We start from the raw sequence: 20,410 nt of genomic DNA, 5'->3' as shown, positions 1-20,410 counted from the left end.
TTTTTGGAAACAAGAAACAGAGAAGACAATTCATCCGAGTTGCGAGGCCTGAAAAAACTTGCGATATTCGGGTTTGAAATTTAACTCGTATGAAGAAGCAGATCCTATTTGTTTGTTTGGGAAATATTTGCCGGTCTCCCAGTGCCGAAGCAGTGATGAACGCATACATCGACAGAAAAAACCTGGAGAATGAAATTGAATGCGATTCGGCGGGCATTATCGGTTACCACGAAGGCGAACCGGCCGATCAGCGGATGCAATCGCATGCCATTAAGCGTGGGTACAACCTGACCAGCATTTCGCGTCCGGTCAATCCGGATGTTGATTTCGACCGGTTTGACATGATTATCGGGATGGATGATCAGAATATTCGCGATTTACAGTCGCTGGCACGAAATGAATCCGATAGAAAGAAAATATATAAGATGACCGACTTCCTCGAGGAGTTTGGCTACACATCGGTTCCCGATCCGTATTACGGCGGGGAAGAAGGATTTGAATTGGTTTTGGATCTGCTTGAAGACGCCTGCAATGGTTTACTAAAGCATATTCAAAATGGGAAGTGAAGCGGAAATAATTGCCAGAATTGAAGATTGGGCCGGAGAGAAAATCACTGGAACACAATTCGTCGGTGGTGGTTGCATTGCCAATTCCCGTCGTGTGAAAACAGAATCGGGACGTTCGTTTTTCCTGAAGTCGGGATTCGATAACTCCATGTTCAGGAACGAAGCCAACGGACTGAAAGAATTGGCGAAGGCAGAAGCTGTTCGTGTGCCGGAAGTGTTGCTGCAGGGTGATGATTTTCTGTTGCTGGAATTTATCCCTTTAGGCGGAAGAAAGAAAAATTTCTTTGAAGATTTCGGGCGACAGTTTGCTCAAATGCACCGTTACCAGGCTGACCAGTTTGGTTTTTATGAAGACAATTACATCGGGGCGACCCCGCAGATGAATATCCCGAAAGGGGAAGAAGCTGATGAGTGGACCGCTTTTTACCTGAACAAGCGCTTACTTTTTCAGCTCCGCCTGGCAGAGCGTAACGGATATTCCGATGAGAAACTCCGTTCCGGTTTCCGCAAGCTGGAAGAGAAAATAGAAGATATCCTTTCGGGAAGTGAAGAACCACCGGCACTATTGCACGGCGATTTATGGAGCGGCAATTACATGAGTGATGAAAACGGTGAGCCGGTTATCATCGATCCTGCGGTGTATTATGGTCACCGCGAAGCCGACTTGGCGATGACCAAATTGTTTGGTGGGTTTTCATCTGAGTTTTACTCGGCTTATCGCAAAGAAAATCCATTGCCCGATGGTTCTGAATACCGCGAAAATATTTACCTGCTCTATCACGTAATGAATCACCTGAACCTCTTTGGAAACAGTTACTATGGTCAAGCCGTCAGGCTGATACAGAGCTATTTTTAGCCTGACTGTTTCTCGCCTTTTGTGTCATTCCTGACAGAAACTTTCCAATTGCGTAAGGAAAGCGATAAGAGAGCCAGACGAAAACTGTTGATTTAAAATCGGGAGTGATTATTTTTTTCTTCGAGCCAATTCTTTTTGCGAGCCGGTATCCTACATTTTCAGGAGTTTCCATCATCTCTGGCGGAATGCCAAGTGGCGCGGAAGACCTTGTTCGTGTTAATGGCGGGTGAATCAGATTGACCGAAATGGAATCGGCAGCCAGTTCAAGTGCCAGTGTTTTGGTTAACGCTTCAATGGCTCCTTTAGAGGCAGTGTAACCACTCAGTTCGGAGAAACCGGTTATTCCGACACCAGATGTGAAATTATGAATAATCCCGCTTCCTTGTTTTCGCATGACAGGTAATACGGACTGAATAGTTCGAATGTAGCCCAACAGATTAACATCCAATTCTTGCTGAATTGACTGGATTGTTCGCTCTCCGAATTTCATAAAAATCGCGGAGCAGGCATTATTAATAAGAATATCTATAATACCCCATTTGTCTAACACTTTTTGTACACTCTTTTGCACATCTTCATCCGCAGTTACATTGCAAAATAAAAACAGAAAAGTCTCGGGAAAATGCATTTCCAGCAGGTTCGTTTCACCGGTGTAGATATCAAGAATAGCGACTCGGTCACCTTGTTCCAACAGGGCTTTTGCCAGAAAATAACCAATCCCGTTGGCTCCTCCTGTGATGATGATTATTCGCGGTAGAGTTTTATTTCTTTTTCGTTTGTTCATCTGTTCAGTGGTTTTGGTTGATAGTGAAAAGTTCGGTATTTAATTATTTTCAGAATCATTTTCCTGGTAATAATTGTTTCTTTGGCTGATAAGAATTTTAGGCATAGTTTTGCAACTTTTTAAACAATTGAAACCTGATTCATGCGCACCAAACTCAGCAGTACGATTTTCCTGGCCATTTTAGCTTGTCTGTTATGGGCTTCGGCTTTTGTTGGAATTAAAATTGGCTTGCCATATACTACGCCCCTTCAGTTTGCCGGAATCCGCTTTTTCATCTCCGGTCTGATTATTCTGCCGTTTTGCTCTCAACGAAAGGATTATCTCCGTATTATTCTGAAGAACTGGAAAGTAGTGTTGGTAATTACACTACTGCAGACGTTTGTACATTACTCACTCTTTTATACCGGAATATCAATGGTTCCGGGAGCGTTGGGTGCCATTGTGGTTGGGTCGGGACCTGTGTTTGTGGCTATTGTGGCTCATTTTAGTATGCCCGATGATAAAATGAGTTTGAAGAAAGTGGGCGTGATTCTGCTGGGACTGGCTGGAGTTGTTTTGGTTAGCCTTGAACGGGGAAGCCTTTCCGGAGAAGGAAAACTGATTCTGGTAGGTATTGCGTTATTGATACTGACCAATATTAATTCCGGATTTACCAATATTATTGTTGCAAAGGACAAAGATAAAGTGCCGCCGCTGGTTCTTAGTTCAGCCAGTATGATTGTGGGGGGTGTGATGCTTTTCTTGTTTTCTATCCCTGTTGAAGGACTTCATTTTTCGCCAAAGCCTTTTGAGTATTATGCCGCGTTAGGCTGGCTCAGTTTTCTTTCGGCTGCTGCTTTTTCCATTTGGTTTACGCTATTAAAACGTCCCGGGGTAAAAGTTTCGGACCTGAACATGTGGAAATTCATTATCCCGGTTTTTGGAGCCATCTTCGCCTGGATTTTACTACCTGATGAGCATCCCGATGTTCTTTCCATTACAGGAATGATCATTACCGGCAGTTCTCTATTCCTTCTGAATTACCTGAACCGAAAAAAAAATAATCGGTAAAAGCCTGATTTATTGCAGTTAAACTTTTTAGTTTGACCGCATGGTTAAATTTTTTAGCCAAATTGTTTGGTGGTTCATAAATATGATCTACTTTTGACCATGTGGTTAAACCAAGTGATAAATCAGAAATGACAAGCGAATCAACAGAGAAAAAGATACTGAATGCTGCCCGCGACGTTTTTATCAGGAAGGGAATGGACGGTGCCAGAATGCAGGAAATAGCCGATGAAGCAGGAATTAACAAGTCGTTGCTCCACTACTACTTTCGCTCGAAACAGAAATTGTTCGAAGCCATTTTTCAGGACGCATTTGGCCTGTTAATTCCTGAATTGATGCGAATATTTAGGGAAGAGGGGCCTTTGCTGGATAAGATTGACCTCGTTGTTGACCGGTATATTACGGTTATTGGTAATAATCCGTTTTTGCCTCAGTTCCTGATTGGCGAAATCAATCGTGACCCGGATAAATTTATTAAGGTGGTAAAGGATAGTGGAATTAATCCAACGTTTTTACAAGAAGTAATTGACAAGGAAGTAGAAGCTGGAACTATCAACCCGATTCAAGCAGCAGACTTGATCCCGAACATGATTGGAATGGTGATTATACCTTTTGCTGCACGTCCGTTGTTCCAGACAATTTTCTTCCAGGGTAACCGGGAGATATATGATGAATATCTGAATGAAAGGCGTAAGACCATCAGTGCTTTTATTAAACAGGCATTAGTAAAGAAATAGAAATCAGTTGGAGGAAGTGCTTCGGAGATGGCCGTTGTCGATAGGTCCCGTTTTCCAAAGATAAGACGACTGGCAAGCGATGGCAGCGTTGTTTTACACAAACTGAAATATAGTTCGTCCCTGCAGAAAGACAGAAATTACGAGCCACATGAAAAACAGAAATTCAATCACAAAAGACAAAGGCAGAACTCATTTGGTCTGCTTACTGTTCGGTCACGATTTTGATCCCATCAGAGCTTGTTCAAATGAAGATGAATATTGCCATCGGTGTGGAAAGAAATGCCATGAGTATGATCGGTGGTTCGAGTGGCGATGGTGGATGAAGTGGAAACTGTTGCCACTGAAGCGTTGGATTTGGCAATTGAATGGAACAAGAGATAATTATACTTTCTGATTTGCCTGAAGTTTTATGGAAACCGGCCATTTCCTTCAACATATGAACAGGCAATTCACTGTAACCATAACATATCCTGTTCGGATGAACGGGGTGCAGAATGAGAGCCCGGCAGAGTTCGGGGTGAAATAGGTGTGTATTGACAAAAATGAACAAACGATTATCACATGAAACGATTATTAATCTTACTCATTTTACCGGTTCAGATGGCGTTTGGCCAGGCAGGGCAGGTAACTCTTGAGGAATGTTACAAGCAAGCCCGGGAGAATTATCCGAAATTGAGTGACCTGGATCGGGAGCAGCAGATGAATGATCTGAAGACAAAGAATCTGGATGCAAACTGGTTGCCGACAGTGAATTTGAACGGTCAGGCTACCTATCAGAGCGATGTGACCAGCGTGCCGGTATCCCTTCCGGGAATCAATATTCCGACTCCCTCAAAGGACCAGTATAAGGTTTATATCGATTTGCATCAGAATATTTATGACGGAGGATTGACGAAAGCGCAGAAAGAAGTGGATGAAGCCAACCTGGCTGCCGATCAGCAAAAGCTGGAAGTGGAGATGTATTCGCTGAACGACCGGGTAAATCAGCTTTACTTCGGAATCATCCTGATGCAAAAAAGCCACAAGGTTTTGGAGCTGAAAAAGGAGAACATCTCCGAGCGATTGCGGGTACTTGAGTCGGGACTGAAAAATGGGATGATTCAGGCCAGGAATGTGGAAACGTTGCGCGCCGAGAAAATCCTCACTGACCAGCAAATCGAGGAAGTGGATGCAAACCGGATGGCAGCCGTTAAGTCCCTGGCGGTGTTGACCGGATTATCGATTGATGGAAATACACAGTTCCAGGCGCCGGCGATTGCACAGAAGAATGAAGAGTGGCAACGCCCGGAATTGAAACTCTACAACCGGATGGAGAATACCATTGATAAAAGTGCTGAACTGATTTCCAAAACAAGGAATCCAAAAGTGTTTGGATTTGGTCAGGTCGGTTATGGTAAACCGGGGCTGAATATGCTGAAGTCCGAGTTCAGTTCTTATTATCTGGTTGGGGTTGGTTTCAAGTGGAACATCTTCGACTGGAAACAGAGTCGCCGGAAGCGCGAAGTGCTGGATATTCAGAAACAGATGGTCAATTCTTCCAGGGCAACCTTTAAGCAGAACGTCAATATGGCCCTGGTTCAATCGTCTGAAAATATTCAGAAGCTGGAATCTCTTATCAATACCGATCAAAAATTGGTCAGTATCCGAGACAAGGTAGCGGCCCAATCGGCTTCACAGCTCGAGAACGGGGTGATAACTTCAGCTGATTACGTGACCGATTTGAATGCCGAAATCCAGGCGCGAATCAATTTAGAATCAAGGAAAGTTCAATATTTACAAGCAGTTGCCAATTACAATACATTAACAGGAAATCTCTCAAATAACTGATAACGTCATGAAACGCATAACGAAACTAAAATATCTTTTTGCCTTCGCAGCGGGCGTTCTGCTGATGAGCTGTAACCGGAACGATAAACTCTCGGATGCTTATGGCAACTTTGAAGTGGACGATGTAATTGTCTCATCCCAGGTGACTGGAAATTTGCTTCAGTTCAATCTGAGTGAAGGTGATCTGCTGAAAGTCGGAGAGCAGGTTGGCCTGGTGGACACGACCCAGCTGTACCTGAAAAAGGAACAACTCGAAGCACAAAAAGCATCCATCCGTTCGAAAATGGCCAGTGTGCAAACTCAAATTGCAGTCGTTAAGCAGCAGAAAGCAAACGCTGAAGTTGACAAACACCGTATCACCCAAATGCTGGCCGATAGTGCAGCGACGCAAAAACAGATGGATGACATTACGGGGCAGATTGATGTATTTAACAGGCAAATTGCCAACATCCGTACTCAGGAAGTTTCCCTAAAAAAAGAGATTGATGTGGTGAATGCACAGGTGGCACAAATAGAAGACCAGTTGGGGAAATGCCATATCACGGCGCCTATTTCGGGTACCGTACTGGAGAAATACAAAGAGATGGGAGAGTTGGTAACGCCGGGACAATCGCTCTTTAAAATTGCCGATTTGTCCTACCTGAATCTCAAGATTTATATCAGCGGCGCTCAGTTGGCACACGTAAAACTGGGCGAGAAGGTAACGGTACTTATTGATGACTCGAAGACAACCGATACCAAATTGACCGGTACCATTACCTGGATTTCATCGCAGGCCGAGTTTACACCGAAAATCATTCAGACCAAAGAAGAACGGGTGAAGTTGGTTTACGCCGTGAAAGTGAGAGTTCCGAACGACGGCAGCCTGAAGATTGGTATGCCGGGCGAGGTTCGCTTCAATCATAAAAACTGATATTAACGAGTAAAACCGGAAGTCTCCACGAGCCCGCGGGCCTTTATTATATTCTCAAAAATAGCCATGAAGAGGGGAAGTTGGAAAAATCCGACTTCCCCCTGTAAAGGCGACATTTACTGAGGAGATATCCGGAACTTACGAATCATAAATGACTGAAGAGATGATGATATCAGTCGAAAATATCGAAAAAAATTACGGTGAGGTAAAGGCGTTGCGTGGTGTATCACTTGACGTGAAGGAAGGAGAGCTGTTTGGCCTGATTGGTCCCGACGGCGCCGGAAAAACTTCGCTGATAAGGATACTGGTCACTTTGCTGAAGCCCGATGCCGGAAGTGCAACCCTGAATCAACTCGATGTGGTGGACGATTTCAGGAAACTGAGAAAGCAACTCGGTTATATGCCGGGACGTTTCTCTCTTTATCCCGACCTGTCCGTTGAGGAAAACATGAACTTTTTTGCCACGGTTTTCGGCACAACCATCGAGGAGAATTACGATTTGGTGAAGGACATTTACCAACAGATAGAACCTTTCAAGGAGCGGTTGGCAGGAAGATTGTCTGGCGGAATGAAGCAAAAACTGGCGCTTTCCTGTGCCTTGATTCATGCCCCGAAAGTGCTGATACTCGATGAGCCAACCACCGGAGTGGATGCGGTTTCCCGGAAGGAGTTCTGGGAAATGTTGAAACGGTTGCAGAAAATGGGCATCACCATTCTTGTTTCGACCCCCTACATGGATGAAGCCAATCTTTGTGATCGGGTAGCCTTGATTCAGGACGGAAATATTCTGACCATCGATACACCGGACAAGGTGACGCAGAGTTTTGCTCATAAGCTGTGGGCTATTCGCTCCGATAACATGTACTTGTGTATCCGGCATTTGCGGGAGCATCCGGAAGCCGAATCCGTTTTCGGTTTTGGAGAATATCTGCACGTTACATGGAAGAATCAGGAAATGCAGGCGGATGAAATGGAGAAATACCTGAGCGATTTGGGACACGCCAGCGTAGAAGTAAAAGAGACGGAACCGGGCATCGAGGATGTGTTTATGGACCTGATGCAAAAACATGATAGCTGATATGGAAAAAGAAAATACAGTCATTCGGGTACGCGATTTGGTGAAGAAGTTCGGGCATTTTGTGGCCGATGATCATCTGAGTTTCGATGTCTATAAAGGCGAGATTTTCGGTTTTCTGGGTGCCAACGGAGCTGGAAAAACCACCGCCATCCGGATGTTGTGCGGACTGTTGGAACCCACATCGGGAGAGTTGACGGTTGCAGGTCTGGATGGATTCAAACAACGGGAGGCAATTAAACGCCGCATCGGTTACATGTCACAGAAGTTTTCGCTGTACGAAGATTTAACGGTGCATGAAAACATCCGGTTGTTTGCGGGCATTTACGGCATTCCAACCCGTGTCCGGAGAGAAAAAACGGAAGAGTTGCTGGAAAAGCTGGAACTCACTTCGGCACGAAAAAAACTGGTGCGCGATTTACCGCTGGGATGGAAACAGAAGCTGGCTTTTTCGTTGGCCATTATTCACGACCCGTCCATCGTTTTTCTCGACGAGCCGTCGGGAGGTGTCGACCCGGTAACCCGCCGCCGTTTTTGGGATTTGATTTACGAGGCAGCGCACGACGGAATCACTGTATTTGTGACAACGCACTATATGGATGAGGCGGAATATTGCGACCGGGTGGCCATCATGTCGGCAGGAAAAATAGTCGCACTCGATACGCCGGAAGCACTGAAGAAGGAATGGGATGCCACCAGCATGGACGGCGTATTCCTGAAACTGGCCCGCTCGAATGAGTAGCCGTTCATTCACGAATTTCGATAGATACAAAAAGAGATGAAACAATTACTTGGTTTTATACAAAAAGAGTTTCGCCACATCTTTCGTGATCCGCGAACGATGATCATCCTGTTCGGCATCCCGATCGTGCAGCTCCTGTTATTCGGTTACGTAATTACCACCGAGATTAAGGATGCCCACATTGCCATCCTGGATAAATCGAACGACGAAGTGACCCGGGAAATCACCCATAAATTGCTGTCGTCGGGCTACTTCAAGCTGGATGCCATGCTGGACAACGACGGGCAGATTGACAATATTTTTCGCCAGGGAAATATCAAGGAGGTGGTGGTGTTTCAACAGGATTTCGGTAAGAAACTGGAAAGAGACGGAAAGGCCGATGTGCAGGTAATTGCCGATGCATCGGATCCCAATACCGCCCAGTTGCTTTCCAATTACACAAACGCTATTGTACAGGATTACCTGCAGAAGAAATTTATCAATTACCAGGTTCTATACGAGATAAAGCCACAGGTCCGGATGCTATTCAACGAAAGTTTGAAAGGCGCATTTATGTATGTTCCGGGAACCATGGCGCTGATTCTGATCATCATCTCCGCTATGATGACCTCGATTACCATTGTGCGGGAAAAGGAGATGGGAACGATGGAGATACTATTGGTTTCGCCATTGAAATCGCATCATATCATTATTGGAAAAGTCACGCCGTACCTGATTCTTTCAGTCATTAATGCAATAACGATTGTGGTGCTGGGAAACCTGGTTTTCGGTGTTCCTGTCAGGGGTAGCCTGATACTGTTGATGTTTGTGGTCATCCTGTATATCATGCTGGCACTCTCGCTGGGCATTTTAATCTCGACCATTGCGGCCAGTCAGTTTTCGGCCATGTTCGTTTCCATTATGGCGCTAATGCTGCCGACCATGTTGTTGTCGGGTTTTATTTACCCAATCGATAATATGCCGGTGGTGCTGCAGGTGCTGTCGAATATTATGCCGGCCCGTTGGTTTATTGAAGCGGTAAAGGCTGTGATGCTGAAGGGAGTTGGAGCCGGCTATATCTGGAAGCAACTGCTGATAATGACAGGGATGACAGCCGTTTTCTTGGTCATCAGTATGAAGAAGTTCAAACTGCGTTTGGAGTAGAAGAACGAATTTAAACAGAACGAGAAATGAAAATACTACGATATCTTCTTCAAAAAGAATTCATCCAGATTATTCGGAACAAATCGATGTGGCCCATCATTTTTGTGATGCCCATTGTGCAGATGCTTATTCTGGTGAATGCAGCCACATTGGAACTGAAAAAGTCGGATGTTTTGGTGGTCGATCAGGATATGAGTGATGCATCGCGCCGGCTGGTGAATAAGCTCGAAGGAAATCCGTTTTTCAAGGTAATCCGGGTAAACGATGCTGATTTCGATGCAGATGATCAATTATTAAAAGGTAAGGCAAATGTTGTGCTCGACATTCCTCAGAATTTTGAGCGTGATTTGAGACGGGATAACAAAGTATCGCTGCAGTTGCGGGTAGACGCCATTAATAGCATGTCCGCCGAGCTGACCTGGTCGTATATGAACTCACTGATCAGGGATTACAACAACAATCTCCGGGCGAGTTGGATAGGAGTTTCCAAATTCGATCCTCCGCAGAAAATCGATGTTTCGTCGCGGTACTGGTATAACCCCACGCTGATTTATGCGTTCTATATGGCACCCGGTGTGTTGGTGATTCTGGTGACGCTAATCGGGATGTTCCTGTCGGCGGTTAACCTGGTTCGGGAAAAGGAGATTGGCACCATGGAGCAGCTCAATGTAACGCCCATTAAAAAGTACCAGTTTATTGCAGCCAAGATGATTCCTTTCCTGGTGATTGCACTGGTAGTATTGTCATTTGGACTGCTGATAGCCAAACTGGTATTTAACCTGCCTTTCCATGGAAATCTGCTGGTTCTTTACGGATTTACAACAGTCTTCCTGTTGGGTGTCATGGGGCTTGGGCTGTTCATCTCGGTTGTTTCCGATACGCAGCAACAGGTGTTCTTCCTGAGTTATTTTTTCCTGTTGATTTTTATCCTGATGAGCGGATTGTTTACACCCGTGGAAAGTATGCCGAAGTGGGCCCAGTTGCTCGACCATCTGAATCCGTTGTATTACATGATGAAAGTGATTCGGAATGTGGTGTTGAAAGGCTCTGGATTTTTCGACCTGAAGTACGAGTTTCTTTCCATGCTGGGATATGGCGTCGTTATGTTCTCGCTGGCCGTGATGCGTTACCGGAAAACTGCATAAAATAGAATACCTTCATATGTTTCGAACGCCTTCCGGCGGATGAGTTGTCATTCCGATAGCTTATTCCCGGAAGGTTTTTTGTATATAATATTTCGAAATGATAATTGAGATGAAGATTTTATTTGGTTTCCGGAATAAAATGGCACGAAAATGGATATACATAAAGTTGGGAGGAATGATTTTAAATCTTTTTATAAATCTGACCTGAATCGTTATTTTTGTGTCAAACCAAACCAGGGGACGTAATTATGTCAAAAATATTTCCGGTCTTATTGCTGGCATTCGTTACGATGTTGGCCGGTCCTGTATGGGCCAAAACAGAAGGTTCTGCTTCTGTGAAAAAGGATCAACGTCGTGATCAGCCGGAAAATCCGATGGATACGTTAAAGTGGAGTGTGAATTATTTGAACCGGATCATGTACTCGGGAGGAGAGTGGTATCTGACCGATCGTACATACCAGAAAGCCATCAAAGGTGTATTAAACTACGCCGAAAATCAGCCTATTGATACATCGGTGGTGGAGATGAAAAAGCTGTTAGCCGATTACGGTGTGGTGTACATTTACGATCGGAGACCTCAGGATATTCCTCATCCGGAGAATGTGCCCGGATATGTAACATCTGCTCAGCTGGATGGCCAGGTAAAATCGTTGCAGAAGCAGTGGACCGACAGCCTGAAGAACAGTATGATTGAAGTTCCGGAATCGTTGCTGGAAAATGTCGAGAAAGAGGTACGGCTCATTCCTGCAATGGATCCACAGCGATTGCTGAGCGACTCGCTGAAGCAAATGCCGGCAGCTTTTAGGCGCTGTCTTACCCGGCATTTTACCAATCTCGGAGTAACCGATTCAATTTCACCGGCGGCCTTCGATTCTATTCGGAGCAGTGTGGTCGAATCGTGCCGGTTGCGTTACAACGATTCGGTTTTAACCAGCTATCGCGATTCAGTCATCGCTCATTATCGTTCGAAATATATACAACAGTATATCGATTCGGCAGCTCAGGCCTACCGGAAGAAAGTAGAGCAAAGCAACTACGATAAATTATCATACTACAATGACGGAGCAGTAGCCGCCACGAATGACTCGCTTCGGATGGCACTGCGTTTTCTGACACAATATGCCGCGGCCGATTCGGTAAAGTTGAGCTTTACCAATCTGGCAGGGGAGCAAAAGTCGATGTGGACCGCCAATCACCCGATGCCGCCCATTCGGTTTTATCTGAAAAATGCTCAGAACGATTCACTGGGCGTTATCATGAAAAACCGGGGCAAGGGGAAAGTGGACGTCATTATTGATGATGGAGTCCAGATCCAACGCTTTACAACTACCGACCGTCGGGAAATAACCATCAAGCGGGAACAGCCCGATGACAATTTGCTAGCCATGCCGACCATCACCCCCAAGTTATCACCATGGGAAATGGGGGGCGACGGGTCGCTGGGATTCACACAAACAACGTTGAAAAACTGGGCCAAGGGAGGTGAAAGCTCTCTGTCTGCTTTGGCTGTGGCCAAATACCATGTCAATTATTCGAAAAAGAAAATGAAATGGGAGAACAACTTTGAGCTTCGTTACGGGATGAACCGGACTGATACCAAAGGGCTACAGAAGAACGATGATAAAATTGAATATCAATCACGTTTGGGATATTCAGCATTTAACCGGTGGTATTATTCGGCAGATTTTGACTTTAAGACCCAGATGACCAAAGGATATTCCGACCCCGACCATCAAAAGCCTATTTCTGCCTTCATGGCTCCGGGCTATGTGACTTTTTCCATCGGTTTGGATTACAAGCCGAACGCCGATTTCTCGCTGTTTATCTCGCCTCTGACATCGAAAACCACCTATGTTCGGGATACAACTGAGATCGATCCAACAAACTATGGATTGAAACCCGGAGAAAAGAAATTATGGGAACCAGGTTTCATTGTTAAAACAACGTTCAAGAAGGATATCATTGAAAATATTCACTACGAAACAGCCGGTCAGATGTTTGTCAACTACCGCTATCCGTTTACCAAATTCGATTTCGACTGGGAACAAACGCTGGTCATGAAAGTGACGCGTTCAATCAATACTAGGGTCATGACACACCTGATTTACGACGATGACACCAAATTCCCGGTGTATGATGCTGCCGGAAACCAAATTGGCAAGAGGGCAAAGTGGCAGTTCCAGGAACTCTTCACCATTGGATTTACGTACCAATTCTAATAGTTCCGGAGTTTAGATGTAAAGTGAGGTAATCACGAAGATAGCGAAAATCACACTGGCGACACCGTTGGTGGTACCAAATGCCAGTCCCACTTTGCTCAAATCATCGTGCTTTACAATGCTTTGCTGGTACGTAAGCAATCCGATGAAAATAGCGGCGCCGGTCCAGTACAGCCAGTTGGCATGTAAATCGATGCCGGCCCATACAACCATAATGGCGGCCAGCACGTGCACGAGTGCTGAAAAACGCAGTGCTTTCTTCACGCCCAGTAAAACCGGAACACTGTTCAGTCCTTTGTTTCGGTCGAACTCCACATCCTGCGAAGCATAAATAATGTCGAATCCGCTAACCCAGAAAAAAACAATGAATGAAAACAGGATAGGAACCAGTGCGAATTTTCCGGTTACCGCCAGATACGCTCCGATGGGAGCCAAAGCTAGTCCGGCACTCAGCACAAAATGGCAAAGCGGAGTGACACGCTTCATGTAACTGTAGCCCATCACAACAATCAACGCGATTGGCGAAAGGAAAAAGACCAGCTGATTAATAAACCACGTTGTGGCGATGAACAGAATCGCGTTGATGGCCACAAAAACGGCAGCATTGCGAGCGGTAACAATACCGGCAGGAATTTCGCGCTGGGCTGTGCGAGGATTTTCCGCATCAATTTCGCGATCGAGATACCGGTTGAAACCCATGGCGGTGTTCCTGGCAAAAACCATACAAAGCAGAACCGCAATCAATTCTTCCCAGCGAAAAACAGATGCTGTTTGGGTAATAGCCAGTGTGAAACCGACAAGTGCAAATGGTAAGGCAAAAATGGTATGTTCGAATTTAACCAGGTTGGCGTAATCTCGTACTTTCGTTATCATAATATCGTTACTCTCTTATTAATCGATGGACAAAAATAGAAAGTTTGCTTTATATTGAGCCTGATAAATGATGCACACCGGATATTCTCCGTATTTTTGGACCGAATAATCCCAATAAAAAAGAAATTTCGATGAAAGAGTTCAAGAAATATTTTAAGCTGAAAGCATCGCCAGCCGATGTGTATAATGCGTTGGTCAACCCGGTTATGCTGGAAATCTGGACAGGAGAACCGGCGGTGATGAGTACCGAACCGGGCTCGAAGTTCAGCATTTGGGATGGAGCTATTTCGGGCGAGAATGTAGAGTTCGAACAGGATAAAAAAATTGTTCAGAAGTGGTATTTCGGGGAGGATGAAGATTCGGTCGTCACCATTAAACTGCATCCCGACAAGCATGGAACCAGCATGGAGGTTCATCAGACCAACATTCCCGACGAAGCTTTCGATAACATGAAAAGTGGTTGGGAAGAAGACTATTACGGTAGTCTGGCCGAACTGTTTACCTAATCCGGTTTCCCGGATTTATCCAGCGGAAGGCGCATTTTGTAGTCATCCATGATGAAGCCGTTGCCAATATCGGCGACGGTTGGCCCAAGATTGAGAAATCCCATTCTTTCGTAGGCAGCAATGCTGTTCGAGTTGAATTTATTCACCGTAAGGGAAATACCTTTCAACTCTCGCTCGACGGCATACTGGCGGATGAATTCCAGCGCTTTTTTTCCGTAACCTTTCCCTCGTTGCGAGCTGTGCACATAGTATTTGCTCAGGAACAACTCCTCGTCCCTGATTTGTATTCCGACGTATCCTACTGCTTTTTCTTGGGCATATATGAGGAAATAGATATAACCTTCGCTGTCAATCTGGTCGGTAATTGCCGGAACCGACTGGTATTTCCCAATCATGTAATCGACTTGTTCCTGCCCGATGATGGGCACGTAATGCTCGTTCCAGATTTCTTCGGCCAGCCGGGCGACTAATTCGATGGAGTCGGGGCTGGTGACCGGTTTCATGGTAATTTTCATGGTGACGAAAATAGCAAAAAGAGAAAAAATTGTTTGGTCTGATCAACGCAAAGCTTCCTGGTAAAGCGAATAGTTCTCGTCGTCGAAGCAGCAAAAGATGATTTCCTCAGGTAATGGCGAATTTTCTACAAACTGTTTCACTTCCGCCACAGCGATGCGGGCAGCCTCTTCTTTTGGAAAATGATATACTCCAGTGCTGATGTTGGGAAAGGCAATGGATTTCAATTTATGCTCGACCGCAATTTCCAGGCTGCGTCGGTAGCACGATGCCAACAGCTCTTTCTCTTTGTAACCACCTCCCGACCAAACGGGGCCGACTGTATGAATCACATGTTTGGCCGGCAAACGATAACCTTTCGTGATTTTTGCATCGCCTGTCGCACATCCGTTCAGGGTAAGACATTCGTCCAACAGTTCGGAGCCGGCTGCCCGGTGAATGGCACCATCGACGCCACCGCCGCCTAGCAATGAATTATTGGCCGCGTTCACAATCGCATCTACCTTCAGTTGCGTGATATCTCCTTTGGTAACCCGAATATCCGTCATAACTGTTCCCTTTTTTTATTCAATAACGAAGTTACAAAAATAGGAACAGGAACTGGCCGGAAATGATTAATCCGAAGTTTCGTCAGTCTCTTTCTGTAGTTTCCTTACGCGGATAGTGAAAGCGTTTTCCGGATTGGTCACCAGGATTTGGTTAATTTCATCCATGGTATAACCTCCTCTGTCGAGCAATATCATCAACGTATCGAAAATGGTGGAGTATTCTCTGAAATCGCCTCCATTGGGTTCACCCGGAGAATACCAACCTGCATCCTGAGAAATCAGAACCCGATCAAGTCGTCTGGCAGCCTTAAAGTATTTGAGAAGATCCAACATCCGGCTAACCATTTTGTACTCGGGAGTAAGATTGTCGAAGGCAACCCAGGTGCCCATATCGGCAGCGGTGAGGATCTTGTCCATTTTCGGCTCTATCATGGCGTGTGTCCAGATAAAAGCTGACGGTGCAACTCCGTATTCATCCAGAATTTTCAACTGCGAAAAGGCCGGTCCGGCCAGTCCCGTATGCGACATGATAGTCAGTCCGGTTGCCAGGTGCGTGATGCAGGCCGCTTTCACAATTTTCACATCCATCTCTGTCATCGGATCATTCACGCCAATCTTAATAAATCCGGGTTTTATACCGGTGTCCCCAATCCCGTTTTTTGCTTCATCAATCCAGCGTGCGGCAATTTCTTCGGCACTTAAATCAAAAGCTTCCTGAGGTAAATACTTGTAATTCCCGGTAGCGTACCAGCCGGTATTGGTAATGAAATTCATGCCTGTTTTTTCCGACAACTCTTTTAGCAATTCCGGGTCACGGCCCAGAAACTGAGGCGTTCCGTCGACAAACGTATTTACATTGTACTGTTTCAGCGCTTCCAGGTAGGGAAGAACCCGTTTTACGACTTCTTCGCGATTGTACCGGTCGGGGCTGATGCTGTCGGCACCGATAAAATCGACCAGAATATGTTCATGCGAAAGCGTGACACCCATTTGCGAAGCCGGGATTTCGCCGGTCACGGTCATTATTTTGGATTTGTCGTGTTGACAGGAAAATAAGGATGCGGCCATGAGCACGAGCATGACCCGGTTTAGTCTGGCAAAGCTAAGATTCATAAGTTCGTTTTGTTTAGGTTGGCAAAAAATAAAAAAAATTAGCCACCTAAACTCAACGAATGGTCATCAATCTTTTATTCGTTTTCTCTTGACGACTAGTACCGCGCCGGTAAGCACAAGAATGGCAGCCAGATAACCCTGTGGGGAAATATTTTCCGGTGGAATCCAGGAAACATGTTGTTCCGATAGGATGGCCATGGTAATGAAGGTGATGATGGGATTCATCGCAACAATAATGCTGATCTTGTTCGCTTCGATATATTTGAAGGCAGCTCCCAGCGTCCCATATGCGATTAATGTGTTGGCAGCAAGAAAAATTAGGAGAAACCACCAACCAGGCGTGAGTGTGGCCAAATGGTCAAATTTGGCTGCGGGCATGAACAGAAGGGCCGGCAAACCGTATATGAACATGTTCATCGCTTGCGCATTGTGGGTTTGTACCAGCTTTTTCTGAAACACAGCGTAAATGCTCCAGGCAAAAGCTCCTGATACAATCCAAAGTACGCCCGTGTTGAAATCGGCTTCTTTGCCCAGCATAGTGATTAATTGCTGGCGATAGAAGAGTAAAAATCCTACCGAGGCAACTACAAAACCGATAATTTGCCTTTTGGAAAGTTTCTCTTTGTAGATGATGATGCCGGCTAACGCCAGCAAAACCGGTCCCAGCTGGATAATGACCTGCGCGTTTCCCGGCGAAGTGTAACTAACTCCCTGCATGAATCCGAGGTAATTCCATCCAAGGGCCAGCGCTGCGACCACCAGAATAAACGGTGGTTTGATGAGGATGCGCAACATTTCCCGTTTCCGGAAGAGAAAAAAGGAGAACAAAGCCAGGAAAGCGATGGTAAAACGAAACCAGACGATGGTGTACGAGTCGACCATGGTTGAGGCTACTTTCAGTGCAATGGCCAGAAATCCCCATAAAAAGGCTGTGGTCATAGCCAGCAAAACCCCTTTGGTTGTATTGGGCGTCATTAGCGTTTTCAATCAAGAAAGGGCCAACCCGAACATCCGAATTGGCCCCGAATTATTTTATTAATGATGTTTATCGTAACTGAGCATTCAATTCACGTTCGAATGCACTCAGCAACTTTTTCATCACTTTGTCAATCTGCTTATCTTTCAGTGTTTTTTCCTCGTCGCGCAGGAAGAAACTCACCGCGTATGATTTCTTTCCTTCCGGAATGTTTTTCCCTTCGTAAACGTCAAAAATGCTGACGTTGCGCAATAGTTTCCGTTCCGTCTTGTAGGCAATTTCTTTTACACTGCTGAATTTTACATCGCTGTTGAGTAACAGAGCCAGGTCGCGGCGCACTTCCGGATATTTGGGAAGCGGAGTATAAGAAACACCATTCTTGTCCAAAAGTTTCAGAATGGCGGTCCAGTTCAGGTCGCCGTAGAAAACGTCAGCTTCCACATCGGTTGTCTTTTTCACCTTCGAACTGACATAACCGATTTGTGCTACCAACTGGTTATTGAACTTGTATTTCAGTCCGGAAGAGAAAATATCAGCGTCAACCGTGTCTACCTGGGCTTGCATCACATCCAGTCCCAGTCGCGTTAACATATTTTCCACGAAAGCTTTCAGGGTAAAGAATGTGGTCGGACGACTCTGAGTGGTCCAGTTCTCCGGTTCATCTTCGCCGGTAATCCACAATCCAATGTGCTCTTCCTCGGCGAAATTCTTTACGGGATTATCGTTCGACTTCTTTCCTTTGAACTTGTATACATTACCGAATTCATACAGTTTCAAATCCGGATTCCGGTAGTTGGTATTCCGGGCAACTGCCTCCATGCCGCCAAAAATCAAGGTTTGGCGCATACCGTTCAAATCGGAACTCAGCGGATTATATAACTCAACGGTATTTTCAGCTTTGAAACTCTCGAGCTCTTCATAGTAACCGGCTTTGGTCAGCGAGTTCGACATGATTTCGTTGAATCCGTTAGCTGTCAACATTTCCGAAAGCAAATTCTGGAGTTTCATCTTATCAGGAAACTCTGCATTCTGGATAGTTGATTTTACGGCACTTTCGGGCTCTACATTATTGTAACCGTATACCCGCAAAATTTCCTCAATCACATCGGCTTCCCGGCGTACATCTACACGGTATGGTGGAACCAGCAAATCGAGGTTATCCGGAGTGTCTGCTTCAATTTTTATTTCGAGAGCCGTAAGAATACTTTTCACGGTTTCGGCCGGAATATCTTTCCCGATAAGGCGGTTGATATGCTGATATGAAACCGTTACCGGGAAATAATCTAGAATGGAAGAATCGGCTACTACATCGACAATGTCGGATGAGATGGTTCCGCCGGCCAATTCTTTAATCAACAGCGCTGCCCTTTTCAGTGCGTAAATCACATTGTTCGGATCGACGCCACGCTCAAAACGGAACGAAGCATCGGTATTCAGTCCGTGGCGACGGGCCGTTTTCCGGATATAAACCGGGTTGAAATACGCACTTTCCAGGAAAATGGAAGTGGTTGAATCTTTAACACCTGATTTGATTCCACCGAAAACACCACCGATACACATTCCTTCCGATTCGTTGCAAATCATCAGGTCGTTGGCATCGAGCTCGCGCTCTTCTTCGTCGAGCGTAACGAACTTCGTCCCGGCCGAAAGCGTTTTGACGATCACCTGATTGCCGGCGATTTCAGCTGCATCAAAAGCATGCAGTGGCTGACCGGTTTCAAACAACACGTAGTTGGTAATATCGACAATATTATTGATCGGACTCAGTCCAATTAAACGCAGTCGGTTTTGGAGCCATTCGGGTGATTCCTTCACGGTAATGCCGGAAATGGTCACACCTGAATAACGTGGGCAGGCTTCTTTGTTTTCAATCGTTACCGGAATTGGCAGGTCATGATTGTCCACTGAAAAATGCTCTACCGAGGGAATATGATAGTCAATATTCCGGGTCTGTTTCAAATAAGCAGCCAGGTCGCGGGCCACACCAATGTGTGAAGCACCATCGATACGGTTTGGAGTCAGATCAATCTCAATGACATAATCACTTTTTACATTGAAATAGTCACTGGCGGGCATACCAACTTTTGCTTCGGAAGGTAATACCATAATACCGGCGTGGTCGGTTCCGAGGCCAATTTCGTCTTCGGCGCAAATCATCCCTTCCGAAACTTCGCCCCGTATTTTCGCTTTCTTGATCAGAAATTCTTTATCTCCGTCATAAAGTGTAGTTCCAACAGTTGCTACGACTACTTTTTGTCCCTGCGCCACATTGGGAGCACCACAAACAATGGGACTTTCTATTCCGTTGCCTAAATCGACCGTAGTCAAACTCAGGTGATCGGAATTGGGGTGGGGAACGCAGGTTTTCACTTCACCAATGACGATCCCTTTCAAACCTCCTTTTACGGTTTCTACCTCATCTACGCTGCCTACCTCGAGGCCAAGTTGGGTCAGGGTTTCGGCCACTTCCCCGGGAGTTAAATCCAGGTCAATATAATCCTTTAACCAGGTGTATGATAGCTTCATTTTTCGATGTTTAATTCAGCTTATTTTCAGAATCAACAAATGTAGAGAATTTCACCCCAAAGCCCAAACCCTTTGTTCGCGAAGAGATTTGGCAATTTTTCGGAAGAAAAACAGTTATATAGCATGAAGGATATATGTTGAAGAACAGGTGATTGAAAGCAAAAACGGGATTTAGGAAATTTTTTTTTCATAAATTTCTCAAAGTTGTTTTTTAGATGTCCTGAATTACTATTTTTCGACCATATAAACGAAGTAAATGCTGCCGGAAACAGTTTGGCAGTCAAGATTGGAAAAAACGAAC

The 20,410-nt window shown here is 45.4% G+C and carries 20 protein-coding genes; 13 read left to right on the top strand and 7 right to left on the bottom strand.

Annotated elements, in window-relative coordinates; genetic code table 11:
• The first annotated feature begins 89 nt into the window (after positions 1-89).
• Positions 90-566, top strand: coding sequence for a low molecular weight protein-tyrosine-phosphatase (locus AC060N_RS16565; protein WP_463228085.1), 477 nt, complete (start codon positions 90-92; stop codon positions 564-566).
• Complete coding sequence (locus tag AC060N_RS16560; RefSeq protein WP_479524771.1) at positions 556-1,422, top strand: fructosamine kinase family protein; 867 nt, start codon at positions 556-558, stop codon at positions 1,420-1,422. Before AC060N_RS16565 ends, AC060N_RS16560 begins: the two co-directional genes overlap by 11 nt.
• Here the strand turns inward: AC060N_RS16560 and AC060N_RS16555 are convergent.
• Complete coding sequence (locus tag AC060N_RS16555; RefSeq protein ID WP_479524770.1) at positions 1,397-2,206, bottom strand: SDR family NAD(P)-dependent oxidoreductase; 810 nt, start codon at positions 2,204-2,206, stop codon at positions 1,397-1,399. The genes AC060N_RS16560 and AC060N_RS16555 overlap by 26 nt on opposite strands.
• A gap of 141 nt (positions 2,207-2,347) precedes the next feature.
• Between AC060N_RS16555 and AC060N_RS16550 the strand changes: the two genes are divergently transcribed.
• From AC060N_RS16550 to AC060N_RS16505, 10 genes are all read left to right on the top strand, one after another.
• Positions 2,348-3,256, top strand: a complete 909-nt coding sequence (locus AC060N_RS16550; RefSeq protein WP_479524769.1) for a DMT family transporter — start codon at positions 2,348-2,350, stop codon at positions 3,254-3,256.
• 128 nt (positions 3,257-3,384) lie between these two features.
• Complete coding sequence (locus tag AC060N_RS16545) at positions 3,385-3,990, top strand: TetR/AcrR family transcriptional regulator (RefSeq protein ID WP_479524768.1); 606 nt, start codon at positions 3,385-3,387, stop codon at positions 3,988-3,990.
• 148 nt (positions 3,991-4,138) lie between these two features.
• The gene (locus tag AC060N_RS16540; RefSeq protein WP_479524767.1) at positions 4,139-4,384 is read left to right on the top strand and encodes a DUF1660 family phage protein; all 246 of its coding nucleotides are present in this window, start codon (positions 4,139-4,141) and stop codon (positions 4,382-4,384) included.
• Positions 4,385-4,551: 167 nt separating this feature from the next.
• On the top strand, positions 4,552-5,817 hold the full coding sequence (locus AC060N_RS16535) for a TolC family protein (protein WP_479524766.1): 1,266 nt from the start codon (positions 4,552-4,554) through the stop codon (positions 5,815-5,817).
• A gap of 7 nt (positions 5,818-5,824) precedes the next feature.
• A complete protein-coding gene (locus tag AC060N_RS16530) occupies positions 5,825-6,730 on the top strand; it encodes an HlyD family secretion protein (RefSeq protein ID WP_479524765.1) in 906 nt (301 codons plus the stop codon).
• Positions 6,731-6,893: 163 nt separating this feature from the next.
• On the top strand, positions 6,894-7,808 hold the full coding sequence (locus AC060N_RS16525) for an ABC transporter ATP-binding protein (RefSeq protein WP_479524764.1): 915 nt from the start codon (positions 6,894-6,896) through the stop codon (positions 7,806-7,808).
• Position 7,809: 1 nt separating this feature from the next.
• Positions 7,810-8,547: an ABC transporter ATP-binding protein gene (locus tag AC060N_RS16520; protein ID WP_479524763.1), complete on the top strand. Its 738-nt coding sequence runs from the start codon at positions 7,810-7,812 to the stop codon at positions 8,545-8,547.
• A gap of 36 nt (positions 8,548-8,583) precedes the next feature.
• Positions 8,584-9,690 carry an ABC transporter permease gene (locus AC060N_RS16515; protein ID WP_479524762.1) on the top strand — a complete coding sequence of 369 codons (1,107 nt, stop codon included), beginning with the start codon at positions 8,584-8,586 and terminating at the stop codon, positions 9,688-9,690.
• 26 nt (positions 9,691-9,716) lie between these two features.
• Positions 9,717-10,835 (top strand): ABC transporter permease, encoded by a 1,119-nt coding sequence (locus AC060N_RS16510; RefSeq protein ID WP_479524761.1) that lies wholly within the window; start codon positions 9,717-9,719, stop codon positions 10,833-10,835.
• Between the two features lie 248 nt (positions 10,836-11,083).
• Positions 11,084-13,054 (top strand): DUF3078 domain-containing protein, encoded by a 1,971-nt coding sequence (locus tag AC060N_RS16505; protein WP_479524760.1) that lies wholly within the window; start codon positions 11,084-11,086, stop codon positions 13,052-13,054.
• A 12-nt stretch (positions 13,055-13,066) separates the two neighbouring features.
• On the opposite strand, the gene AC060N_RS16500 is transcribed toward AC060N_RS16505, so the two are convergent.
• Positions 13,067-13,927 (bottom strand): UbiA-like polyprenyltransferase, encoded by an 861-nt coding sequence (locus AC060N_RS16500; RefSeq protein ID WP_479524759.1) that lies wholly within the window; start codon positions 13,925-13,927, stop codon positions 13,067-13,069.
• Between the two features lie 131 nt (positions 13,928-14,058).
• Between AC060N_RS16500 and AC060N_RS16495 the strand changes: the two genes are divergently transcribed.
• Positions 14,059-14,433, top strand: coding sequence for an SRPBCC domain-containing protein (locus tag AC060N_RS16495; protein ID WP_479524758.1), 375 nt, complete (start codon positions 14,059-14,061; stop codon positions 14,431-14,433).
• Here AC060N_RS16495 and AC060N_RS16490 read toward each other — a convergent pair.
• The 5 genes from AC060N_RS16490 to pheT all read right to left on the bottom strand — a co-directional run bounded on the left by AC060N_RS16490 (position 14,430) and on the right by pheT (position 20,109).
• Positions 14,430-14,948, bottom strand: coding sequence for a GNAT family N-acetyltransferase (locus tag AC060N_RS16490; RefSeq protein ID WP_479524757.1), 519 nt, complete (start codon positions 14,946-14,948; stop codon positions 14,430-14,432). The genes AC060N_RS16495 and AC060N_RS16490 overlap by 4 nt on opposite strands.
• Positions 14,949-14,990: 42 nt before the next feature.
• A complete protein-coding gene (locus AC060N_RS16485; protein ID WP_479524756.1) occupies positions 14,991-15,494 on the bottom strand; it encodes an O-acetyl-ADP-ribose deacetylase in 504 nt (167 codons plus the stop codon).
• Positions 15,495-15,560: 66 nt separating this feature from the next.
• A complete protein-coding gene (locus AC060N_RS16480; protein WP_463233212.1) occupies positions 15,561-16,607 on the bottom strand; it encodes a phosphotriesterase family protein in 1,047 nt (348 codons plus the stop codon).
• 66 nt (positions 16,608-16,673) lie between these two features.
• Positions 16,674-17,582 (bottom strand): DMT family transporter, encoded by a 909-nt coding sequence (locus AC060N_RS16475; RefSeq protein WP_479524755.1) that lies wholly within the window; start codon positions 17,580-17,582, stop codon positions 16,674-16,676.
• Positions 17,583-17,652: 70 nt separating this feature from the next.
• Positions 17,653-20,109 (bottom strand): phenylalanine--tRNA ligase subunit beta, encoded by a 2,457-nt coding sequence (gene pheT, locus AC060N_RS16470; protein ID WP_479524754.1) that lies wholly within the window; start codon positions 20,107-20,109, stop codon positions 17,653-17,655.
• Positions 20,110-20,410: the final 301 nt, after the last annotated feature.

It is taken from the genome of Prolixibacter sp. DSM 2831 (assembly GCF_056493735.1).
This window is presented reverse-complemented; position numbering and strand designations above follow the sequence as displayed.